The sequence below is a fragment of the Kribbella sp. NPDC049227 genome (genome assembly GCF_043197265.1).
GTDB lineage: Bacteria > Actinomycetota > Actinomycetes > Propionibacteriales > Kribbellaceae > Kribbella.
Genome location: NZ_JBICST010000007.1, coordinates 560,732 through 577,094, shown reverse-complemented (window position 1 = coordinate 577,094; position 16,363 = coordinate 560,732). Strand labels below are relative to the sequence as shown.

Sequence of the window (16,363 nt, the reverse complement as noted above, 5' to 3'; positions counted from 1 at the left end):
TCACTATGTCGAGACTTCACACCTAAAAACTAGGCCGAACACGGCCCCTGAATCCCGCGTCCTCACACGCTTCCCACAACTTCCGAACGTCGCTCTCACACGCCGAGCGCCAGCGGGATGGTGGGCGGGCCGTCGCGCAACACCGACTCCACCAGGCTCGGCAGGGATCGGGGGGCGAAGCGGTCCTCGGCGGACTGGAGTTCGGGCAGGGTCCACCAGCGGTGGCCGTGGAGGTTCTCGGCCTGGAGCTCGGCTTCGGTGAGGGTGCCGCCGACTGTGAACGGGCCGGTGCGGATCAGGAAGACGTCGTTGAGGACACCGTCGTACCCGGTAGCGTGGCCCTCGGCAACGACCTCCTGGTGCCAGAGGTGTGGCGGGTCGTCCGGAGTCTCGAGACCGATCTCCTCCCGCAGCTCGCGGCGCAGCCCTTCGATGAGCGTCTCGTCCGCCTCGAGGCCACCGCCGGGGGTCGCCCACAACGGCCCGTCGTCGAACTCGAAGCGGACCAGCAGGATGCGGTCGTCCGGGTCGACGACGAGAGCGCGAGCGGCCGGACGCAGCCGCGGACAGGTGAGCTCGATCTCGCGGTTCTGCTCGACCGAGCGGAAACCGAAGCGGGCGTTGACCTTCTGCATCGGGGCGTTCGACAGTGCCGTCCACGTGTGCAGGAAGCGCTGGGTGGTGCGGTGCTTCGCCAACTGGTCGAGGTTCGCCAGCTTCAGGTGCGTGCCCAGGTTGTGCCCGCGGTGCTCCCGCAGTACCAGGGTGTCGTCCTGCTGGGCATGCTCGGCATCAGCTCGCGGCAGGTACATGAGCGTGTAGCCGGCCGGCGCGCCGGACAGCGTGTGCGCCATCGTCACCAGCGCCAGGTAGTTCCGATCGACCCGCTGCTCGCTCGCCTGCAGCTTCTCGACCGTCCACGGCACGACCTCGCGCGTCATCCCGCCGGTCGGCACGTCCTCGTCCATCGCGGTGTGCAGATCGGCGTACGCCTGCTGATGTTCCGGCGGGCACACTCCCGCCCACGAGGTGAGCCGATAGCCGTCCAGCGTCCCGGCGGACCACCGCAGCTCGTCCAGGCGGGCCTCGTCGTACGGCAGCGGTACGACGAGATGGTCCTCGACATGCTCGACGGTGAACCCGAGTCGCTCGGCGAACGCGCTGCCCGGCGACGACTCGCCCGGCACCCCGATCTCGGACTGGAAGATGGTCCGCCCGAGCTGCGCCGCGCGGGTCACGGCCCACTGCCACAGCGCCGTCCCGATCCCCCGCCGCCGATGCTGCGGCGGTACGTCGATCTCGACCTCGACGATGTCGAGGTTGTCGGTCAACCGGTACTCGAACAGCATCGCGCCGAGCACCCGGTCGTCCTCGAAGGCGCCGACCGCGATCCGGCGCTTCAGCGGGCCCGGAGTACGCAGCGAGAAGCCGAGCGCCTCCCGCCCGACCACGAGCGCGGCCTCGCGTCCCGCGACCACACCGGCCCGCAGGGCGTCGTACCACTCGTCGAACAGTGCCAGGTCGGCCGGGTCGATCTCGCGAACGATGATCACCCGGCCGACCCAACCAAACGAACGGGTCAGACGCTAGTGATTAACCGACTAGGCCGGGGCGACCTTGCCCTGGTACATGTACATGATCACGAAGTTGTCGGCGTACGGCGCGTTCTTCAGGATGGGGTCGTCGTCCGCCGGGAACTTGGCGACCCGGGTCCCCTCCAGCGCCGGGTTGTTTCCGTAGCGCTCCCACAGCGGGATGATCGGGAGCAGTTCGTTGAACGCCATCGCCGCGGCGGTGATGTTCTTCTTCTGCTCGTCGACGTTCAGGCCCTGGGCCGACTTGTCCACCACGGCCTGCAGGTCGATCGGACCCGCCGAGGTGGTCTGCTTGAGCGGGAAGTTCATTCCCTTGCCGCCCTGGTTCGCCGCGATCACGTAGTTGAACGTGTACAGGTCCTGGACGAACGCGAAGTACGGGTGCGGGTGGTTCGAGGCGCCCCAGCCCTGGATGGCGATGTCGAACTTGCCGGCCAGGACGTCGGGGTTCAGCTGGGTGAAGGTGATGCCCCGCTTGGTGATGTTGAACCCGAACTTGTTCAGCTGGTCGGCCGCGTTGGTGGCGGCCGGGTTCCAGTCGGCGAACTCGGTCGGGAACTTGATGTCGTACGCGGCCGGCTTGCCCGCCGGCGTCTGCCACTTGTCACCGGACTTCTTCCAGCCGGCCTCCTGCAGCAGCTGGGTGGCCTTGTCGAGGTCCTTCTCGTAGGCCTGGAGCTTCTGCTGGTCGGCGTCGGTGATCCAGTCGGGGACGAGGATGTCGGAGAACCCGGCCATGAACTTGCAGGGCTTGCCGGAGTCGCCGAGCGCGACGGTGCCGTTCTCGTTGCGGTCGAGGACGTAGGCGATCGCCTGCCGGACCCGGGCGTCGGAGAACTCCGGGCGGGTGGTGTAGTTGAACACCAGCGAGGGACCGGAGTACACCGGCGGGCGGAGGATCCGGAAGCCGTTCTGCTGGAACGTCTTCTCGCTGGCCACGGCGAAACCGTGGGTGGCGTAGTCGACGTCCTTGTTCATCACGACCGGAGTGATGTCGGAGGTCTCACCGTTGTACAGGACGACCTTGCTGAACCCGATCTTGTCGGCGAACAGGCCCTTGTCGTTCTTCACCAACGTCATCTGGGCGTTGGTCATGGTCTTCGGGTCGTAGTTGAACGGTCCCGACACGACCGGGTTCTCCGGCCGGAACTTCTGGAAGTCGGCGTTGACCTGCTTGCCCTCGCCGCTGTCCAGGCTGCCGTTGGCCTTGCGGAGCGTCTCGGCCTTGCTCGCCCAGTCCTTGTAGACCGAGTCCGGCAGGATCGGCGCGCGGAGGATGAAGCGCTCGAGGACCGTGGACGGCGTGCCGATGGTGAACACGACGGTGGTGTCGTCCTGCGCCTTCACGTCGGACAGGAACGTCCAGTCCTGCTGACGCATCAGCCAGCGCAGGTTGAACGTCGAGACGACGTCCTTGGCGGTGAGCGGCGAGCCGTCGCTCCAGGTCAGGCCGGACCGGAGCTTCATCGTGTAGGTCTTGGCCGTTTCGTCCAGCGTGTTGGACTCGGCCAGCAGGTACTCCCACTTCTTGTCGGCCCAGTAGTACATGCCCGCACTCGGGTAGATCAGGTCGAGGTACGGGCTCTGCTGCTGGATGCCGTCGAGGACGCCGGCGCCGAGGTTGAAGTGGCCCTTGGGCGGCAACTGGTAGGGGTACGCGCCGTGGAACTCCCCGGACTTCTTGGCGTCGTTTCCAGCGTCGTCCGGACTGCTCGGCGAACACGCCTCCAGCGACCCGATGCCGGCGATGCCGACCCCGGCGATGCCGAACAGCTGGAGCACATGCCGGCGGGAGACTGCGTTGGTCACGGCGCGCGCGCCGGACTCGCTGGTGCCGGGATCGTTGGTGCCGGTGGGACTCATCCTTCGTCCTTTCTGATCTGACCACACGCCCATGTGGGTCAGGCACTACTGGTTTGGGGTACTGCTAACCGCCCTCGCGTTTCTCCCGCCGCCGCAGCACAAGGACCGCGGCGACGACGATGAGGCCCAGTAGCAGGCCCAAACACAAGGTGAACAGGGTGACGACGAACTCCGGCGTACCGGGCGTCAGCGTGAGTAACAGAACCCCGCTGGCCAGTACCAGGAACGCCGCCCAGCTGAGTGCCAGCCGTCCGATCTGTGGTGCCATCAGGCCACCGGCTCATCGCGGACCTCGGCATCTCCGGCTCCGTCGCGCGCCACCACGTGGCACGCGGTCGACTGACCGGGACGGACTGCGACCAGCTCGGGCACCGCACCGTCGCACAGCCCGCCCTCGAACTGCGGGCAGCGCGGATGGAACGAACACCCGGCCGGCAGGTGGGCGAGACTCGGAATCTCCAGGCTGCGCAGCGATCCGGTGCCCTTGGTCTTGGTCAGGTCCGGATCGGGCTCGGGGATCGCGTCGATCAGCGCGCGGGTGTACGGATGCGTCGGCGAGTTGATGAGCTGCGGTGTCGGCCCGAACTCGACGATCCGGCCCAGGTACATCACCGCGGTCTTGCCGTGCCAGCCGAAGTACTTCGCGATCGCCAGGTCGTGGGTGATGAACAGGAACCCGACCCCGAGGTCGTCGCGCAGCCGGCCGAGCATCGCCAGCACGCTGATCCGGATCGACACGTCCAGCATCGACGTGGACTCGTCCGCGATGATGATCTTCGGGTCCAGGGTCAGCGCCCGGGCTACCGAGATCCGCTGCCGCTGACCACCGGACAACTGGTGCGGGTACTTCGACAGATAGTTCTCCGGCGGGGTCATGTCGACCTTGGTCAGCAGCTCGGCGGCGCGCTCGGCGGCGGCCTTCGCTCCCTTGACCACCCCGTGCTTGAGCAGTGGCGCCGTCATCGTCTGCAGGATGGTCCGCGTCGGGTTGAGCGAGGCGTACGGATCCTGGTGGACGTACTGCACACTGCGCCGGAAGTCGCGGAAGCCGTTGCGGTTCATCGACCAGATGTCGGTGCCGTCGAAGGCCACCCGGCCCTCGGTCGGCCTGGACAGGCCGGCCGCCATCCGCGCCGCGGTGGTCTTGCCGGAGCCGCTCTCACCGACCAGGCAGAGCACCTCACCGGGGTTGATGGACAGGTTGACGTGGTCGACCGCGCGGATCGGCCCGGCCTTGGTGTCGAACACCTGGCTGACCCTGTCCAGGGTCATCAACGGCGTACGCCCCTCGGCCTTGGCCGCCGGGGCAGTTTCGGTCGCGGTCATGAGGCGGTCCCTAAGTCGTCCTGCACTCTGACGTCCTGCACTCTGTCGTTCTGCACTCGGCGTTCGAGATGCACGTCCTTGGAATGGATGCAGGCGACCTCGTGCCCGGAGCCCGGCTCATCGGTCACCGGGATCAGTGGCGGGTCGGCCTCCGTGCACTCCGCGGTGGCGAACCCGCACCGAGGATTGAACTTGCAACCCGGCGGCAGCGCGGCCAGGCTCGGCGGCCCACCCGGGATCGACTCGAGATCCGGCAGGTCGCCGACGATCGGCGGCACCGCCTTGATCAGGCCGAGCGTGTACGGATGCCGCGGCTGGTAGAACATGTCCCGGACGCCACCGGTCTCGACGATGCGACCGGCGTACATGGTGGCGACCCGGTCGGCGAGCTCGGCGGCCAGCGACAGGTCGTGCGAGATGAAGATCATCGAGAAGCCGAGCCGTTCGCGGACCTCGTGCAGTACGTCGACGATCGAGCGCTGGGTGAGGATGTCGAGTGCCGTGGTCGGCTCGTCCAGGATCAGGACCTCCGGCTCCAGCAGCAGGCTCATCGCGATCAGCACCCGCTGCCGCATTCCGCCGGACAACTCGTGCGGGTAGCAGTCCATCACCCGCTCCGGCTCCAGCCGCACCAGCCGCAGCAGTTCGGCGGCCCGCTCTTCGATCTCGCGTTTGCTGGCCTTGGTGTGCGCCCGCATCGTGTCGTGCATGTGGCCGCGGATCTTCATCACCGGGTTGAACGCGTTCATCGCGCCCTGGAAGACCATCGCCGCGTCCCGCCAGCGGAACTGCCGCAGATCGCGCCCGTCCAGACCGAGGATGTCGATCTCGGCCCCGTCACCGCGGTTGAAGATGACCTTGCCGGAAGCGTGTCCCAGCCGTGGCAGCAGCCGCAGCAGGCCGAGCCCGAAGGTGGTCTTCCCGCAGCCGCTCTCGCCTACCAGCGCGAGGCTCTCGCCGGGGTACAGGTCGAGGTCGATACCGCGTACGGCGCGCACGGTGGCGCCGGAACCGGTCCGGTACTCGACGTTGAAGTCGCGGATCGACAGCAGTGGCTTGCCCTGACCACCGCGCACCGCGCGGGCGCTGGTCGTTCCCTGAGGCATCGAAGTCACCATGCTCACCGGTCCCGGAGACGCGGGTTGAGGATCTCTTCGAGTGATCTCGTCATCATCACCAATCCGAGCAGCAGCAGAATGATCGCGACGATCGGGCTCAGGATGAACGGCAGGCTGTCGTCGTTGAAGATGGCGCCCGCGATCCAGGCGCGGTTGAGCATGATGCCCCAGTTGGAGCCGGTCAGCGGCGCGAGCCCGAGCAGGTAGAGGCCGACCAGCGCGTAGATCGCGTTCGTCACGCCGATGATGAAGTTCATCAGGATGAAGCTGGCCATGTTCGGCAGGATCTCGACGAAGACGATCCGGATCGTGCCGAGGTCGAGCAACTTGGCCGCCTCGACAAACTCGCGTTCCTTCAGCGAGAGCACCTGGGAGCGCACCGCCCGGGTCAGCACCGGCCAGCTCAGGACACCGACCAGTACAGCGAGCAGGATCGGCGAGTCCAGCTTGAACATCGCACCGAGCACCGCGAGCAGGACGATCGTCGGGACCGTCAGTACGACGTCCGCCGCCGTCGTGACCACGGAGTCGGTGCTGGCGCCCAGGTAGGCGGCCAGGGAACCGAGGACGATCGCGATGAAGGTCGAGATCGCAGCGGCGAAGAACCCGATGAAGATGACGGATCTGCCGCCGTCGATCATCTGGATCAGTACGTCCTTGCCCTCGTTGTCGGTCCCGAGGAAGTGCCCGGGCGACCCGAACGGCAGCAGGATCTCCTTGACGTTGGGCTCCACCGCGGGGGTGAAGAACGGCCCGATCGCGGTGATCAGCACCAGCAGCGCCACGATGATGAAGCCGATGAAGCCGGCCGGGCTGCGTCGCAACCCGTGCATGATGCCGGCGAAGCGGGAGACGCTTGTCGTGCCGATCGCTCCGGACGCGCCGGCGGTGGTCATAGTCTCGGCCATCTCGTTACTCCCCTCCCCCTGGTGCGTCTCCCCCTGCGTCGCCCGCGACCGCCGCGCGCGCTTTGTCGGACCTGACGCGGATCCGTGGATCCAGCCGGCTGTAAAGAATGTCGGCGAGCAGGTTGGCCACCACCACAGAGATCGTGATGACCAGGAAGATCCCCTGCAGCACCGGGTAGTCGCGGCCCGAGATCGCGTTGTAGAGGCTGAACCCGATGCCCTGGTAGCCGAAGATCCGCTCCACGAAGATCGACCCGCCGACGACGAACCCGAGCGAGATCGCCAGCACGCTGAACAGGGGCAGTACGGCGTTGCGCCCGACGTACCCGGACCGGATCCGCGCGTCGGTCAGGCCTCGCGCCCGGGCGACCGTGACGTAGTCCTCGCCGAGCGTCTCGACCGTGGAGGATTTCATCACCAGCGCCCAGGACCCGACCGTGGTCAGCAGGTACGCCAGGATCGGCAGCATCGCGTGATAGAAGATGTCGTTCACGAACGCCAGGCTGAACGACGGTTCCACCCCCGGTGTGTACGAGCCACGGGCCTCGGTCAGGTTGAAGACCTGCAGCTTCACCCCGAGGAACACCACGATCAGGATCGCCAGGATGTAGTTCGGGATCGCGTGCAGGAATGATCCGATCGAGCTCAGTGTGTGGTCGATCCAGCTTTCCCGGCGGTAGGCCATGATCATGCCGGCCACGATGCCGATCATGAAGCTGAGGATCGTGGCGACGCCGACGGAGAACAGCGTCCAGGGCAGGTAGGTCTTGATCACCTGCGCCACGGTGGTCCCCGGCGAGAGCAGCGAGTTGCCGAAGTCGCCGTGCAGCAGGTTGAGCATGTAGGTGGCGTACTGCTGGATCAGCGGTTGGTCCGGATCCAGCGAGAACAGGTTCTTGGCCTGTGCGGCAGCAGCCTCGTACGAGATCCCTGTCTGCGCGATCTGGGTCTGGATGTAGGTGTCGACCGGGTTACCGGGCAACAGCCTGACCAGGAAGAACGTTCCCGTCGTCACGATGAAGACAGTCAGCACCGCCTTGGCTAGTCTTCGCACCAGCCAGGAGTTGAAGAATCTCTTCGGGGCCGTGGGTTTCGGTTCCTCCACCGGCCTCTCTATCAGCTTCGAGGCCGGAGTCTCGACCGCACCACTCACAGCTCACCTCCACGCGGGGTACCGACGGCGTGTCAACGCAGAAGCCGAATGCAGCCGTACTAACGCATGCTGTCTTGCATTCATCTGCGCGCAGTGTCGCTAGTTTGCGCAACCACATACACCGAGTCAACGGTTTCTACGTACCCGAGGCCACGGTCACCGAATCGTGAGTATTCGGTTGCTCTATGCACCGATTCTGACACCCTCAGTACCGGAATTCGGTACGTCGCAACGCAAACGTCGCCCGTCACCTCTAGCGGTGACGGGCGAACGTTTGATAAGTCAGCGAGTTGCGCGGTTGATCGCGGAGACAACGGCCTTCAGCGAGGCCGTGAGGATGTTCGCGTCGCGGCCGACGCCCCAGTAGACCTCGTCGCCGACCTCGCACTCGACGTACGCCGCGGCGAGCGCGTCACCGCCCGCGGAGAGCGCGTGCTCGTGGTAGTCCAGCACCCGTACGTCGTACTTCAGCGGCTGGATCGCGTCGACGAACGCCGACACCGGGCCGTTGCCCTCGCCCGACAGTTCGTGCGGAACACCATTGGAATAGACCTGAACGCGGAGCTGGTCGCCCTGCCCCTCACCGGACGACGAGTTGACGCTCAGCAGCGACAGCTTGCCGGGCGAGAGGTACTCGGCCGCGAAGATGTCCCACATCTGCTGCGGACCGACCTCGCCACCCTCGGAGTCGGTGTGCTGCTGGATCACCCGGCTGAACTCGATCTGCAGCCGGCGCGGCAGGTCGAGCCGGTGCTCCGACTTCATGATGTACGCGACGCCGCCCTTGCCGGACTGCGAGTTCACCCGGATCACGGCCTCGTACGACCGGCCGACGTCCTTCGGGTCGATCGGCAGGTACGGCGCCTCCCAGGTGATCTCGGACACCGGCCGGCCCTCGGCCGCGGCCTGCTTGTCCAGCGCCTCCAGGCCCTTCTTGATCGCGTCCTGGTGCGAGCCGGAGAAAGCGGTGTAGACCAGGTCACCCGCGTACGGCTGCCGCTCGGGCACGCGCATCTGCGTGCAGTACTCGACCGTGCGGCGGATCTCGTCGATGTCGGAGAAGTCGATCTGCGGGTCGATGCCCTGGCTGAACAGGTTCATCCCCAGCGTCACCAGGTCGACGTTGCCGGTCCGCTCGCCATGGCCGAACAGGCAGCCCTCGACGCGGTCCGCGCCGGCCATCAGGGCCAGCTCCGTCGCCGCTACCGCCGTACCGCGGTCGTTGTGCGGGTGCAGGCTGATGGTGCTGTGCTCGCGCCGGGTCAGGCCCCGGCTGAACCACTCGATCTGGTCGGCGTACACGTTCGGCGTCGACATCTCGACGGTGGCCGGGAGGTTCAGGATGATCTCCCGCCCCTCCGCCGGCTGCCACTGGTCGCTGACCGCCTCACACACCTCGAGCGCGAACTCCAGCTCGGTGCCGGTGAAGATCTCCGGGCTGTACTGGTACCCGAACTGGCAGTCGCCCAGCATGTCGTCGGCGTACTTCATCACCGTCTCGGTGCCGCGGACGGCGATGTTGAGGCACTCGGCCTTGTCCACGTTGAAGACGACCCGGCGGAACAGCGGCGCGGTCGCGTTGTACAGGTGGATGGTCGCCTTCGGCGAGCCCTGCAGCGACTGCACGGTCCGCTCGATCAGCTCGTCCCGGGCCTGGGTCAGCACCGAGATCGTGACGTCGTCGGGGATGACGTCGTCCTCGATCAGGCCGCGGACGAAGTCGAAGTCGTACTGGCTCGCGCTCGGGAAACCGACCTCGATCTCCTTGTAGCCCATCTTCACCAGCAGGTCGAACATCCGCCGCTTGCGGGCCGGCGACATCGGCTCGACCAGGGCCTGGTTGCCGTCACGGAGGTCGGTGGACAGCCAGCGCGGAGTGCGGTCGACCGACCTGGTCGGCCAGGTGCGGTCCGGCAGGTCGATCGGCGGGAACGCCCGGTAGCGCTGGATCGGCATACCGGAGGCTTGCTGGACGGGCTTGGGCTGGTTCTGCGGTGCCACGGGGGTTCTCCTCGGGAAGGTGTACTGCGGGGGTCGTGAGGGACGACCGGCGTACGACCGAACTCCGCGGCGAGGGAACCGGCCTTGTCAGGCCTCGCCGCGGCAGCGAAGGAGGAGAAGCTGGTGCCGCATGATGCCAGTGAGTCTATGCACAACCACGCTCGGCCGTCGAACCGGGGGTCTCGATCGGCGAGACACGGAGCGTGACGGCCTTGTGCCGGACAGAGTGCTGAAGAAGTGCTGAAGATGTGCGTCCTGCGGTCCTTGGCTGGCGCCGTGGCGATGCAAGGATGGCCGGATGGCGGCGCGGGTGCTGGTGGTCGAGGACGCGGAACCGATCCGCACCGGCGTCGGGATAGCGCTGACCGAGGCGGGCCACACGGTGCGGACGCACTCGGATGGCGCTGGCTTCGAGCGAGAGCTGGCGGAGTGGCAGCCGGACCTGGTGCTACTCGATGTGATGCTGCCCGGCCGGGACGGGTTCGAGCTGCTGACGGTCGCTCGGGAGATGTCGAACGCGGGTGTGATCCTGCTGACCGCGCGTGATGGGGTCGAGGACCGGCTCCACGGGCTGCGGACCGGGGCTGACGACTATGTGGTGAAGCCGTTCGTTCTGGCCGAGCTGATCGCGCGGGTCGAGGCGCTGCTGCGGAGGATGGGCCGGCTCCGCACCGTGCTGGAGATCGGCGACCTGGCAGTCGATGTCGAGGCCGGGTTGGTACGGCGGGCCGGGCAGGAGATCGAGCTGACGGCGACGGAGTACAAGCTGCTCGCGTTCCTGGCCGGCCGCAGCGGCAAGGTGGTCGGCAAGACCCAGCTGTTGACCGCGGTCTGGGGGTACGACGACTACGCGGCCAACCTGGTCGAGGTGCACGTGAGCGCGCTCCGCCGGAAGCTGGAGGCACACGGACCGCGCTTGCTGCACACAGTCCGCGGTTCGGGCTACGTCTTGCGGCCGCCGACATGAGGCCGCTGCGGACGGCGTCCTTGCGGGTTCGCGTGACGCTGACGGCGATCGCCGTACTGCTCGTCGTGCTGCCGGTGACCGGGCTGGTGGTGAAGGCGGTCTTCGACGCGCAGGCCGAGCGCAGCCTCGACTCGCTGCTGACCGGGCGGGCGCAGCTGGCTCAGCAGCTCGCCCGGCAGAACGTTGCCCCGAGCAACCTCGTACGGCGGATCGACGCGGACGGGGTCCGGGTCACGCTGATCCTCCGGTCGGGTCAGCAGCTCGGTGCGCCACCGGTCGACCCGGGTGGGACCGTTCGGCAAGTGCGTGCGACGTTGCAGGCGGGGCAGCGGACGCGCGGCGCGACGTTGCTGTTGTCGGCGGACACGGCGTTGCTGTCGGACGCGAGCGCGCGGCTCCGGACGGTGCTGCTGGTGTCGGGGGCGGCGGCGATCCTGATCACCGCGCTCGCGTTGATCATCGGGATGAGGTTCGCGCTGGCACCGCTGGATGCGATGACGGGACTAGCGCGATCGATCGTGGCAGGCCGGCGAGGTGAGCGGCTGCAGCCGGAGCGGGCCGACACCGAGCTCGGGCGTACGGCGGCTGCCTTCGACGAGATGCTGGACGCGTTGGAAGGTGCCGAGGGCTCGGCACGCCGATCGGAGGACCGGATGCGCGAGTTCGTCGCCGATGCCGCGCATGAGCTGCGTACGCCGGTCGCCGGGTTGCAGACCGCTGCGGAGACGTTGATCCAACTCGGTCCCGAGGCCCCGGCCGAACGCCGCGAAGAGCTCGAGCTCCTGCTGGTCCGCGAGTCCCGGCGCGCGGGCACTCTCGTCGCCGACCTCCTGGAACTCAGCCGCATCGACGCCGGCCTCCAACTCAACGTCGCCCAGGTCGACCTCCGCCACCTCGCCGAGGCCCAGGCCGCCCGCATCCGGTTGGTCGCGCCCGACGTCGCTGTCCAGGTGACCGGGTCGGCGACGGTCAGCGGCGATCCGGAACGCCTGGCCCAGATCCTCGCCAACCTCCTCGACAACGCCCGCCAGGCCGGTGCGCGGTCGGTGCGAATCGCGGTCAGCCCCGCCGGGCTGCTGGTCGAGGACGACGGGCCAGGGGTTCCAATCGAGGTGCGGGAACGGATCTTCCACCGGCTCGTGCACGGTCCACAGAGCAAGGGCGCAGGTCTCGGCCTGGCCATCGCGCGAGGTGTGGCCCGGGCTCACGGCGGCGACCTGACGGTCGCTGACCGGAGTGACGGCCGGCACGGTGCCGCCTTCCGGCTGGCTCTGCGGACCTACAGGCCATCACAACAGACGGCTCCCGGTCCTTCCCACGGCGAAATCAGGCCTGGCACGCCCTCGGCTGAGCCATTGTGATGGCCTGGCGGTCCGCCAGTCAGGCCCTGAGGAGACCGTCGACGGTCGTCGTGTGGCCGGCCAAGATCTTGGCGGGGTCGGTGCCGAGGACGTCACGGAGGACCGTGGCGTAGACGTCGCGGAAGTCGGTGCTCGCCTTCAGGTCGCCGTTCGAGAGGTCGGTGAGACTCGGCTGCTCGCCGAAGAAACCGCCGGACACCTTGTCCCCGACCACGAACACCGGACCCGCCGTACCGTGATCCGTCCCGTCGCTCCCGTTCGCGTGCACCCGCCGCCCGAACTCCGAGTACACGAGCACTACCGCGTTCTTGCCCCGGTCCGTCTTGCGAAGCCGTTGCACGAACGGCGTCACCGCCGCGTCCAGCTCGGTCAGCAACCGCTGCTGCGTCCCGCGCTCGTCAGCATGCGTGTCAAAACCTCCGAGGGAAGCCGAGTAGGCCCGCGTCGGCACACCCGCCTCGATGAGTCCCGCGATCAGTTCGAGCTGCGCCCCGAGTTGCGACGTACCGCCCGCCGATGCTCCCTGCGTGCGCTGCTCGTCCTCGTCTTCGTCCTTCTCGTGGCCGGTGCGGACCGCGTTGCCGAGCACCTTGGTCGCGTCCTGCAAGTCCTGCACTGCCTTGGCCGCCCGCGCCTGCCAGTGCCCCTCCCCCGGACTCGGCTTGCCCAGCGCCGCGTACGCCGTACCGAGTGCACCCTTCGGGAGGGCCAGCCCGCGCAACGGCAGCGACGCTGCCGCAGTGGTCTCGCCGGCCAGCAGCGGTGGAAGGGTGGGCTCGACCGACACGGCCCGGAGCGGATCGGCACCGGTCGCATCAAGCCAGCGACCGAGCCATCCGGTCGGAACCGGCGACTTCGGTGACGCTGTCTGCCAGATCGCCATCGAACGGAAGTGACTGCGATCCGGCTCGGGGTACCCGACGCCACGCACGATCGCGAGCCGCTTCTCGTCCCACAGACCCTTCAGGCCCTTCATGCCCGGGTTCAGCCCGAGCCCGTCACCCAGGTCAAGCACCTCGTTCTGCTCGTACGCCAGATCCGGACGCGCCTTCTGGTACGCCGGATCGCCTGCAGGCACGACCGTGTTGAGTCCGTCGTTGCCGCCGTACAAGGTGATGACCACCAGCACGGACTGGTCGCTGGGCAGTGGATTGTCGACCGCCGCGGCCATCAGGTCGGACCAGTTCACCTGCGTCGCCCCGACCGCCAGCGCTCCGGCTGCCGTCACCCCGCTGAGCGCCAGGAACCGCCTTCTCGTCAAGTTGTCCATCGGTCCTCCTCGGCCGCTCATCCGCTGACCACGTACTCGGGTGCGCAGGCGGCGAGTGCCGTCAGCTGCTTGGGGTCCTTCACGCCGCCCAGTGCCGTCCTGGTCCGCTCGGTCCAGGCATCGACACCGAGCAGGGTCGCGACCGCGGCCACTTTGTCCTTGGCGCCTTCCACTGTGGGGATCTCGGCCTGCTTCACCAGGTGCTGGGCCAACTGCAGCCGGGTCACCCCGGCCGATGTCGTCAGCCAACTCGCGCCGGCCGGCCAGCCGCCGACGCTCGGCGGCCGGAACGGCAGCTGCCCCATGCCGCGGAGCCCGGCGAGCAGCTTGGTCTGCTCCTTCTCGGCGAGCTTCCCCGGCTGGATCCGCAGGGCCCGCAGCAAGCCGGCCGCCCACTCCACCGGCTGCTTGACCAGCGCGGATTCCGGATCCCGGAACGCCGCCTCGGCAACCATTGCCGTCAGCAACGACCGTACGTTGCGCTCGGTGCTGTACGCCGTGGTCAGCCGGGCGATCGTGGCCGCATCCGGCGGCGTCGCCGAGACCAGCCGGAACCACAGCCGCCCGATCACGAAGCCGGCTGAGGCAGGTTGCGCCAGCGCCAGCCCGGCAAACCCTTTGGCGTCGAAGTTCCCGGTCCTGCCGAGCAGCGTCTTCGAGCCCGAGTCGAACCGCCTCCGCTGGAACGTCGCGCCCTTCCCGTCGCGGCCGAGCACCCACCCGGTGAGGCAGCGCGCGCCCTGGGCGACATCGGTCTCCTGATAGTGGCCGATGCCGAGCGTGAAGAGTTCCAGGTACTCGCGGGCCAGGTTCTCGTTCGGCGAGCCTCTGCGGTTCTTCTGGCCGTCGAGCCAGCGGATCATCGCCGTGTCGACGACCATCGCCTGGGCCAGGTCGCCGAACCGGCCGAGCGCATGCGTGCGCTGCGTCTGGTTCTGCGCGAGCATCCACGCGGCGTTGCGGACCTTCTGGTTGCTGGTCGCGAAGTGCCCGTGCCAGAACCAGGTCAGCCGCTCGCTCGCCGTCCGGCTCGCGACCATCCGGTCCAGCCACCACACGGTCAGCTTCCGCTCCTGCGCCGTCCGCGCTTTCGCGGCCGCCTTCTTCGCGTCCTTGTCTTTCTTGGCGTCCGGATCCTTCTTGCCCATCGGCGGAGGTGGCGCGAGCCCGGTCGGCGGCGGCAGGGCGGCGGCCGCCGCGTCCGTCGCCGGACCCAGCAATCGCCGCAACGTCGCATCGAACCCGGCCGTCAGGTCCCCGGCCGCCGGCCCGAATCCGAGCCGGTCGTTCAGCCGCCGTACCGCGGCCCGCTCGCTGATCTCGGTCATACCCCGATCGTTTCCAGCCGGGTCCGCCCGGACCAGTCTCCGGCGGCTTTCTTCAGCCAACCCACAGGTGTGGGTAGACAGTGTCTATCCTCGTCCTGTAGACACTGTCTACGTGATCGCCCTCGGCCTCCTGACCGCATCCGCCTGCTGCCACGCGGCGTGGAACCTCCTGGTGAAGAAGACCTCCCAGACCGGCCCGGCGTTCGTCTGGCTGTGCGGTCTCGTCACCCTCCCGCTTTCGGTCGCACTGCTCAGCTGGTCAGGCCTGCGAGGCAGCCTGGGGACGGCCTGGTGGTCCGGTCTGGTGAGCATGCTCCTGCACACGACGTACGCCGTGACCCTGCAGAAGGCGTACGGCGCGGGCGAGTTCTCGACGGTCTATCCGGTCAGCCGGGGGGTGGCTCCCGTACTCGTGACGGTGGCAGCAATCCCATGGCAGGGATGGCCGGCACCGAAGGCGTGGGGCGGCGTCGTACTGGTGGTGTGCGGCGTGCTGGTGATGGACGGACTACGCCGCCACCGAAGGACGGCGCTCGGTCTCGGGCTGGGTCTCGCGGTCGCGACCTGCACTGCCGCCTACACGCTGTGGGACGGCTTCGCCATGACCTCGCTCGGCGCGAACCTCGTGCCGTACCTCGCGATAGCCAACGTGGCTCAGATCGTCATGTTGTCGACAATCCTCGCACCGCGTCGCGGCGAACTGCGTGCGGTGCTCGGCCACTGGCGGCAGGCGATACCGATCGCGATCCTGACGCCGGCGAGTTATGGGCTGGTGCTGCTCGCCCTGTCCGTCGCATCCGTCGGCACCGTCGCGATCGGCCGCACCCTCAACGTCGTACTCGGCGCGATCGTGGGTCTCGTCGTACTCCGCGAGCGACTCAGCCTCGCTCGGATCGCGGGTCTGACCACCGTCGTCGCCGGCGTCCTGATCGTCACCACCTGAGACGGACCGGTCCGGGTTGCCTTCAAGCGTGCTTGAAATCTTAAGCTCCTTGGTATGACACGAACTCTCGCGGACCGGATCGGCACTCACGGGCTGGGCGTCCTGGTCACGCTCAAACGCGACGGGCGGCCGCAGTTGTCGAACGTCACCTATGTGTACGACGGCGAACGGATCCGGGTCTCGCTGACCGACGGCCGGGCCAAGACGAAGAACCTGCGCCGCGATCCGCGCGCCAGCCTGTACGTCGACGGCCCCGGCGGCCGCTCGTACGTCGTACTCGAGGGCAAGGCCGAGCTCAGTCCGGTGGCGGCAGACCCGCACGACGCGGTCGTCGAGGACCTGGTCGACTACTACCGCACCGCGTCCGGCGAGCACCCGGACTGGGACGACTACCGCCGCGCCATGATCGGTGAGAAGCGCTTGATGTTCTCGATGGTCGTCGACCACGCCTACGGCATGCCACAGCCCTGAGTGGGGAACTTCTCCACGGCGGATAAACCACTCGCGGTAACCGACGGCGTGGTGGACTC

14 protein-coding genes are annotated in these 16,363 nt (G+C 67.8%); 4 read left to right on the top strand and 10 right to left on the bottom strand.

Annotated features, from left to right (window positions below):
* Nucleotides 1-95 precede the first annotated feature (95 nt).
* From ACGFH6_RS32305 to leuA, 8 genes are all read right to left on the bottom strand, one after another.
* A complete protein-coding gene (locus tag ACGFH6_RS32305) occupies nucleotides 96-1,553 on the bottom strand; it encodes a GNAT family N-acetyltransferase (RefSeq protein ID WP_393391459.1) in 1,458 nt (485 codons plus the stop codon).
* 48 nt (nucleotides 1,554-1,601) lie between these two features.
* Nucleotides 1,602-3,458, bottom strand: coding sequence for an ABC transporter substrate-binding protein (locus tag ACGFH6_RS32300; protein ID WP_393391458.1), 1,857 nt, complete (start codon nucleotides 3,456-3,458; stop codon nucleotides 1,602-1,604).
* A 64-nt stretch (nucleotides 3,459-3,522) separates the two neighbouring features.
* Nucleotides 3,523-3,726, bottom strand: a complete 204-nt coding sequence (locus tag ACGFH6_RS32295) for a hypothetical protein (RefSeq protein ID WP_393391456.1) — start codon at nucleotides 3,724-3,726, stop codon at nucleotides 3,523-3,525.
* Nucleotides 3,726-4,784, bottom strand: coding sequence for an ABC transporter ATP-binding protein (locus tag ACGFH6_RS32290; protein ID WP_393391454.1), 1,059 nt, complete (start codon nucleotides 4,782-4,784; stop codon nucleotides 3,726-3,728). The genes ACGFH6_RS32295 and ACGFH6_RS32290 overlap by 1 nt, the downstream gene beginning before the upstream one ends.
* A complete protein-coding gene (locus ACGFH6_RS32285; protein ID WP_393391452.1) occupies nucleotides 4,781-5,890 on the bottom strand; it encodes an ABC transporter ATP-binding protein in 1,110 nt (369 codons plus the stop codon). The genes ACGFH6_RS32290 and ACGFH6_RS32285 overlap by 4 nt, the downstream gene beginning before the upstream one ends.
* 14 nt (nucleotides 5,891-5,904) lie before the next feature.
* Nucleotides 5,905-6,810, bottom strand: coding sequence for an ABC transporter permease (locus ACGFH6_RS32280; protein ID WP_393391450.1), 906 nt, complete (start codon nucleotides 6,808-6,810; stop codon nucleotides 5,905-5,907).
* A gap of 4 nt (nucleotides 6,811-6,814) precedes the next feature.
* Entirely contained in the window at nucleotides 6,815-7,915 is a 1,101-nt protein-coding gene (locus ACGFH6_RS32275; protein ID WP_393391449.1) for an ABC transporter permease, read from the bottom strand.
* 330 nt (nucleotides 7,916-8,245) lie between these two features.
* Nucleotides 8,246-9,919 carry a 2-isopropylmalate synthase gene (gene leuA, locus ACGFH6_RS32270; RefSeq protein WP_393391741.1) on the bottom strand — a complete coding sequence of 558 codons (1,674 nt, stop codon included), beginning with the start codon at nucleotides 9,917-9,919 and terminating at the stop codon, nucleotides 8,246-8,248.
* A gap of 343 nt (nucleotides 9,920-10,262) precedes the next feature.
* On the opposite strand from leuA, the gene ACGFH6_RS32265 reads away from it, so the two are divergent.
* Nucleotides 10,263-10,931 (top strand): response regulator transcription factor, encoded by a 669-nt coding sequence (locus tag ACGFH6_RS32265; RefSeq protein ID WP_393391447.1) that lies wholly within the window; start codon nucleotides 10,263-10,265, stop codon nucleotides 10,929-10,931.
* The gene (locus ACGFH6_RS32260) at nucleotides 10,928-12,292 is read left to right on the top strand and encodes an ATP-binding protein (protein ID WP_393391445.1); all 1,365 of its coding nucleotides are present in this window, start codon (nucleotides 10,928-10,930) and stop codon (nucleotides 12,290-12,292) included. Before ACGFH6_RS32265 ends, ACGFH6_RS32260 begins: the two co-directional genes overlap by 4 nt.
* Before the next feature lie 19 nt (nucleotides 12,293-12,311).
* On the opposite strand, the gene ACGFH6_RS32255 is transcribed toward ACGFH6_RS32260, so the two are convergent.
* Nucleotides 12,312-13,562, bottom strand: coding sequence for a DUF1501 domain-containing protein (locus tag ACGFH6_RS32255; protein WP_393391443.1), 1,251 nt, complete (start codon nucleotides 13,560-13,562; stop codon nucleotides 12,312-12,314).
* Between the two features lie 17 nt (nucleotides 13,563-13,579).
* On the bottom strand, nucleotides 13,580-14,890 hold the full coding sequence (locus ACGFH6_RS32250) for a DUF1800 family protein (protein WP_393391442.1): 1,311 nt from the start codon (nucleotides 14,888-14,890) through the stop codon (nucleotides 13,580-13,582).
* Between the two features lie 112 nt (nucleotides 14,891-15,002).
* On the opposite strand from ACGFH6_RS32250, the gene ACGFH6_RS32245 reads away from it, so the two are divergent.
* Together ACGFH6_RS32245 and ACGFH6_RS32240 are read left to right on the top strand one after the other, a co-directional pair.
* Nucleotides 15,003-15,833 (top strand): hypothetical protein, encoded by an 831-nt coding sequence (locus ACGFH6_RS32245; protein ID WP_393391440.1) that lies wholly within the window; start codon nucleotides 15,003-15,005, stop codon nucleotides 15,831-15,833.
* Nucleotides 15,834-15,887: 54 nt separating this feature from the next.
* A complete protein-coding gene (locus ACGFH6_RS32240; protein ID WP_393391439.1) occupies nucleotides 15,888-16,304 on the top strand; it encodes a PPOX class F420-dependent oxidoreductase in 417 nt (138 codons plus the stop codon).
* Nucleotides 16,305-16,363 lie beyond the last annotated feature (59 nt).

Excerpts from the sequence above, each read along its gene's own strand:
- ACGFH6_RS32300 (WP_393391458.1), bottom strand. The coding sequence starts at position 3,458 with ATGAGTCCCACCGGCACCAACGATCCCGGCACCAGCGAGTCCGGCGCG.
- ACGFH6_RS32295 (WP_393391456.1), bottom strand. The coding sequence starts at position 3,726 with ATGGCACCACAGATCGGACGGCTGGCACTCAGCTGGGCGGCGTTCCTG.
- ACGFH6_RS32290 (WP_393391454.1), bottom strand. The coding sequence starts at position 4,784 with ATGACCGCGACCGAAACTGCCCCGGCGGCCAAGGCCGAGGGGCGTACG.
- ACGFH6_RS32285 (WP_393391452.1), bottom strand. The coding sequence starts at position 5,890 with ATGCCTCAGGGAACGACCAGCGCCCGCGCGGTGCGCGGTGGTCAGGGC.
- ACGFH6_RS32280 (WP_393391450.1), bottom strand. The coding sequence starts at position 6,810 with ATGGCCGAGACTATGACCACCGCCGGCGCGTCCGGAGCGATCGGCACG.
- leuA (WP_393391741.1), bottom strand. The coding sequence starts at position 9,919 with ATGCCGATCCAGCGCTACCGGGCGTTCCCGCCGATCGACCTGCCGGAC.
- ACGFH6_RS32265 (WP_393391447.1), top strand. The coding sequence starts at position 10,263 with ATGGCGGCGCGGGTGCTGGTGGTCGAGGACGCGGAACCGATCCGCACC.
- ACGFH6_RS32260 (WP_393391445.1), top strand. The coding sequence starts at position 10,928 with ATGAGGCCGCTGCGGACGGCGTCCTTGCGGGTTCGCGTGACGCTGACG.
- ACGFH6_RS32255 (WP_393391443.1), bottom strand. The coding sequence starts at position 13,562 with ATGGACAACTTGACGAGAAGGCGGTTCCTGGCGCTCAGCGGGGTGACG.
- ACGFH6_RS32250 (WP_393391442.1), bottom strand. The coding sequence starts at position 14,890 with ATGACCGAGATCAGCGAGCGGGCCGCGGTACGGCGGCTGAACGACCGG.
- ACGFH6_RS32240 (WP_393391439.1), top strand. The coding sequence starts at position 15,888 with ATGACACGAACTCTCGCGGACCGGATCGGCACTCACGGGCTGGGCGTC.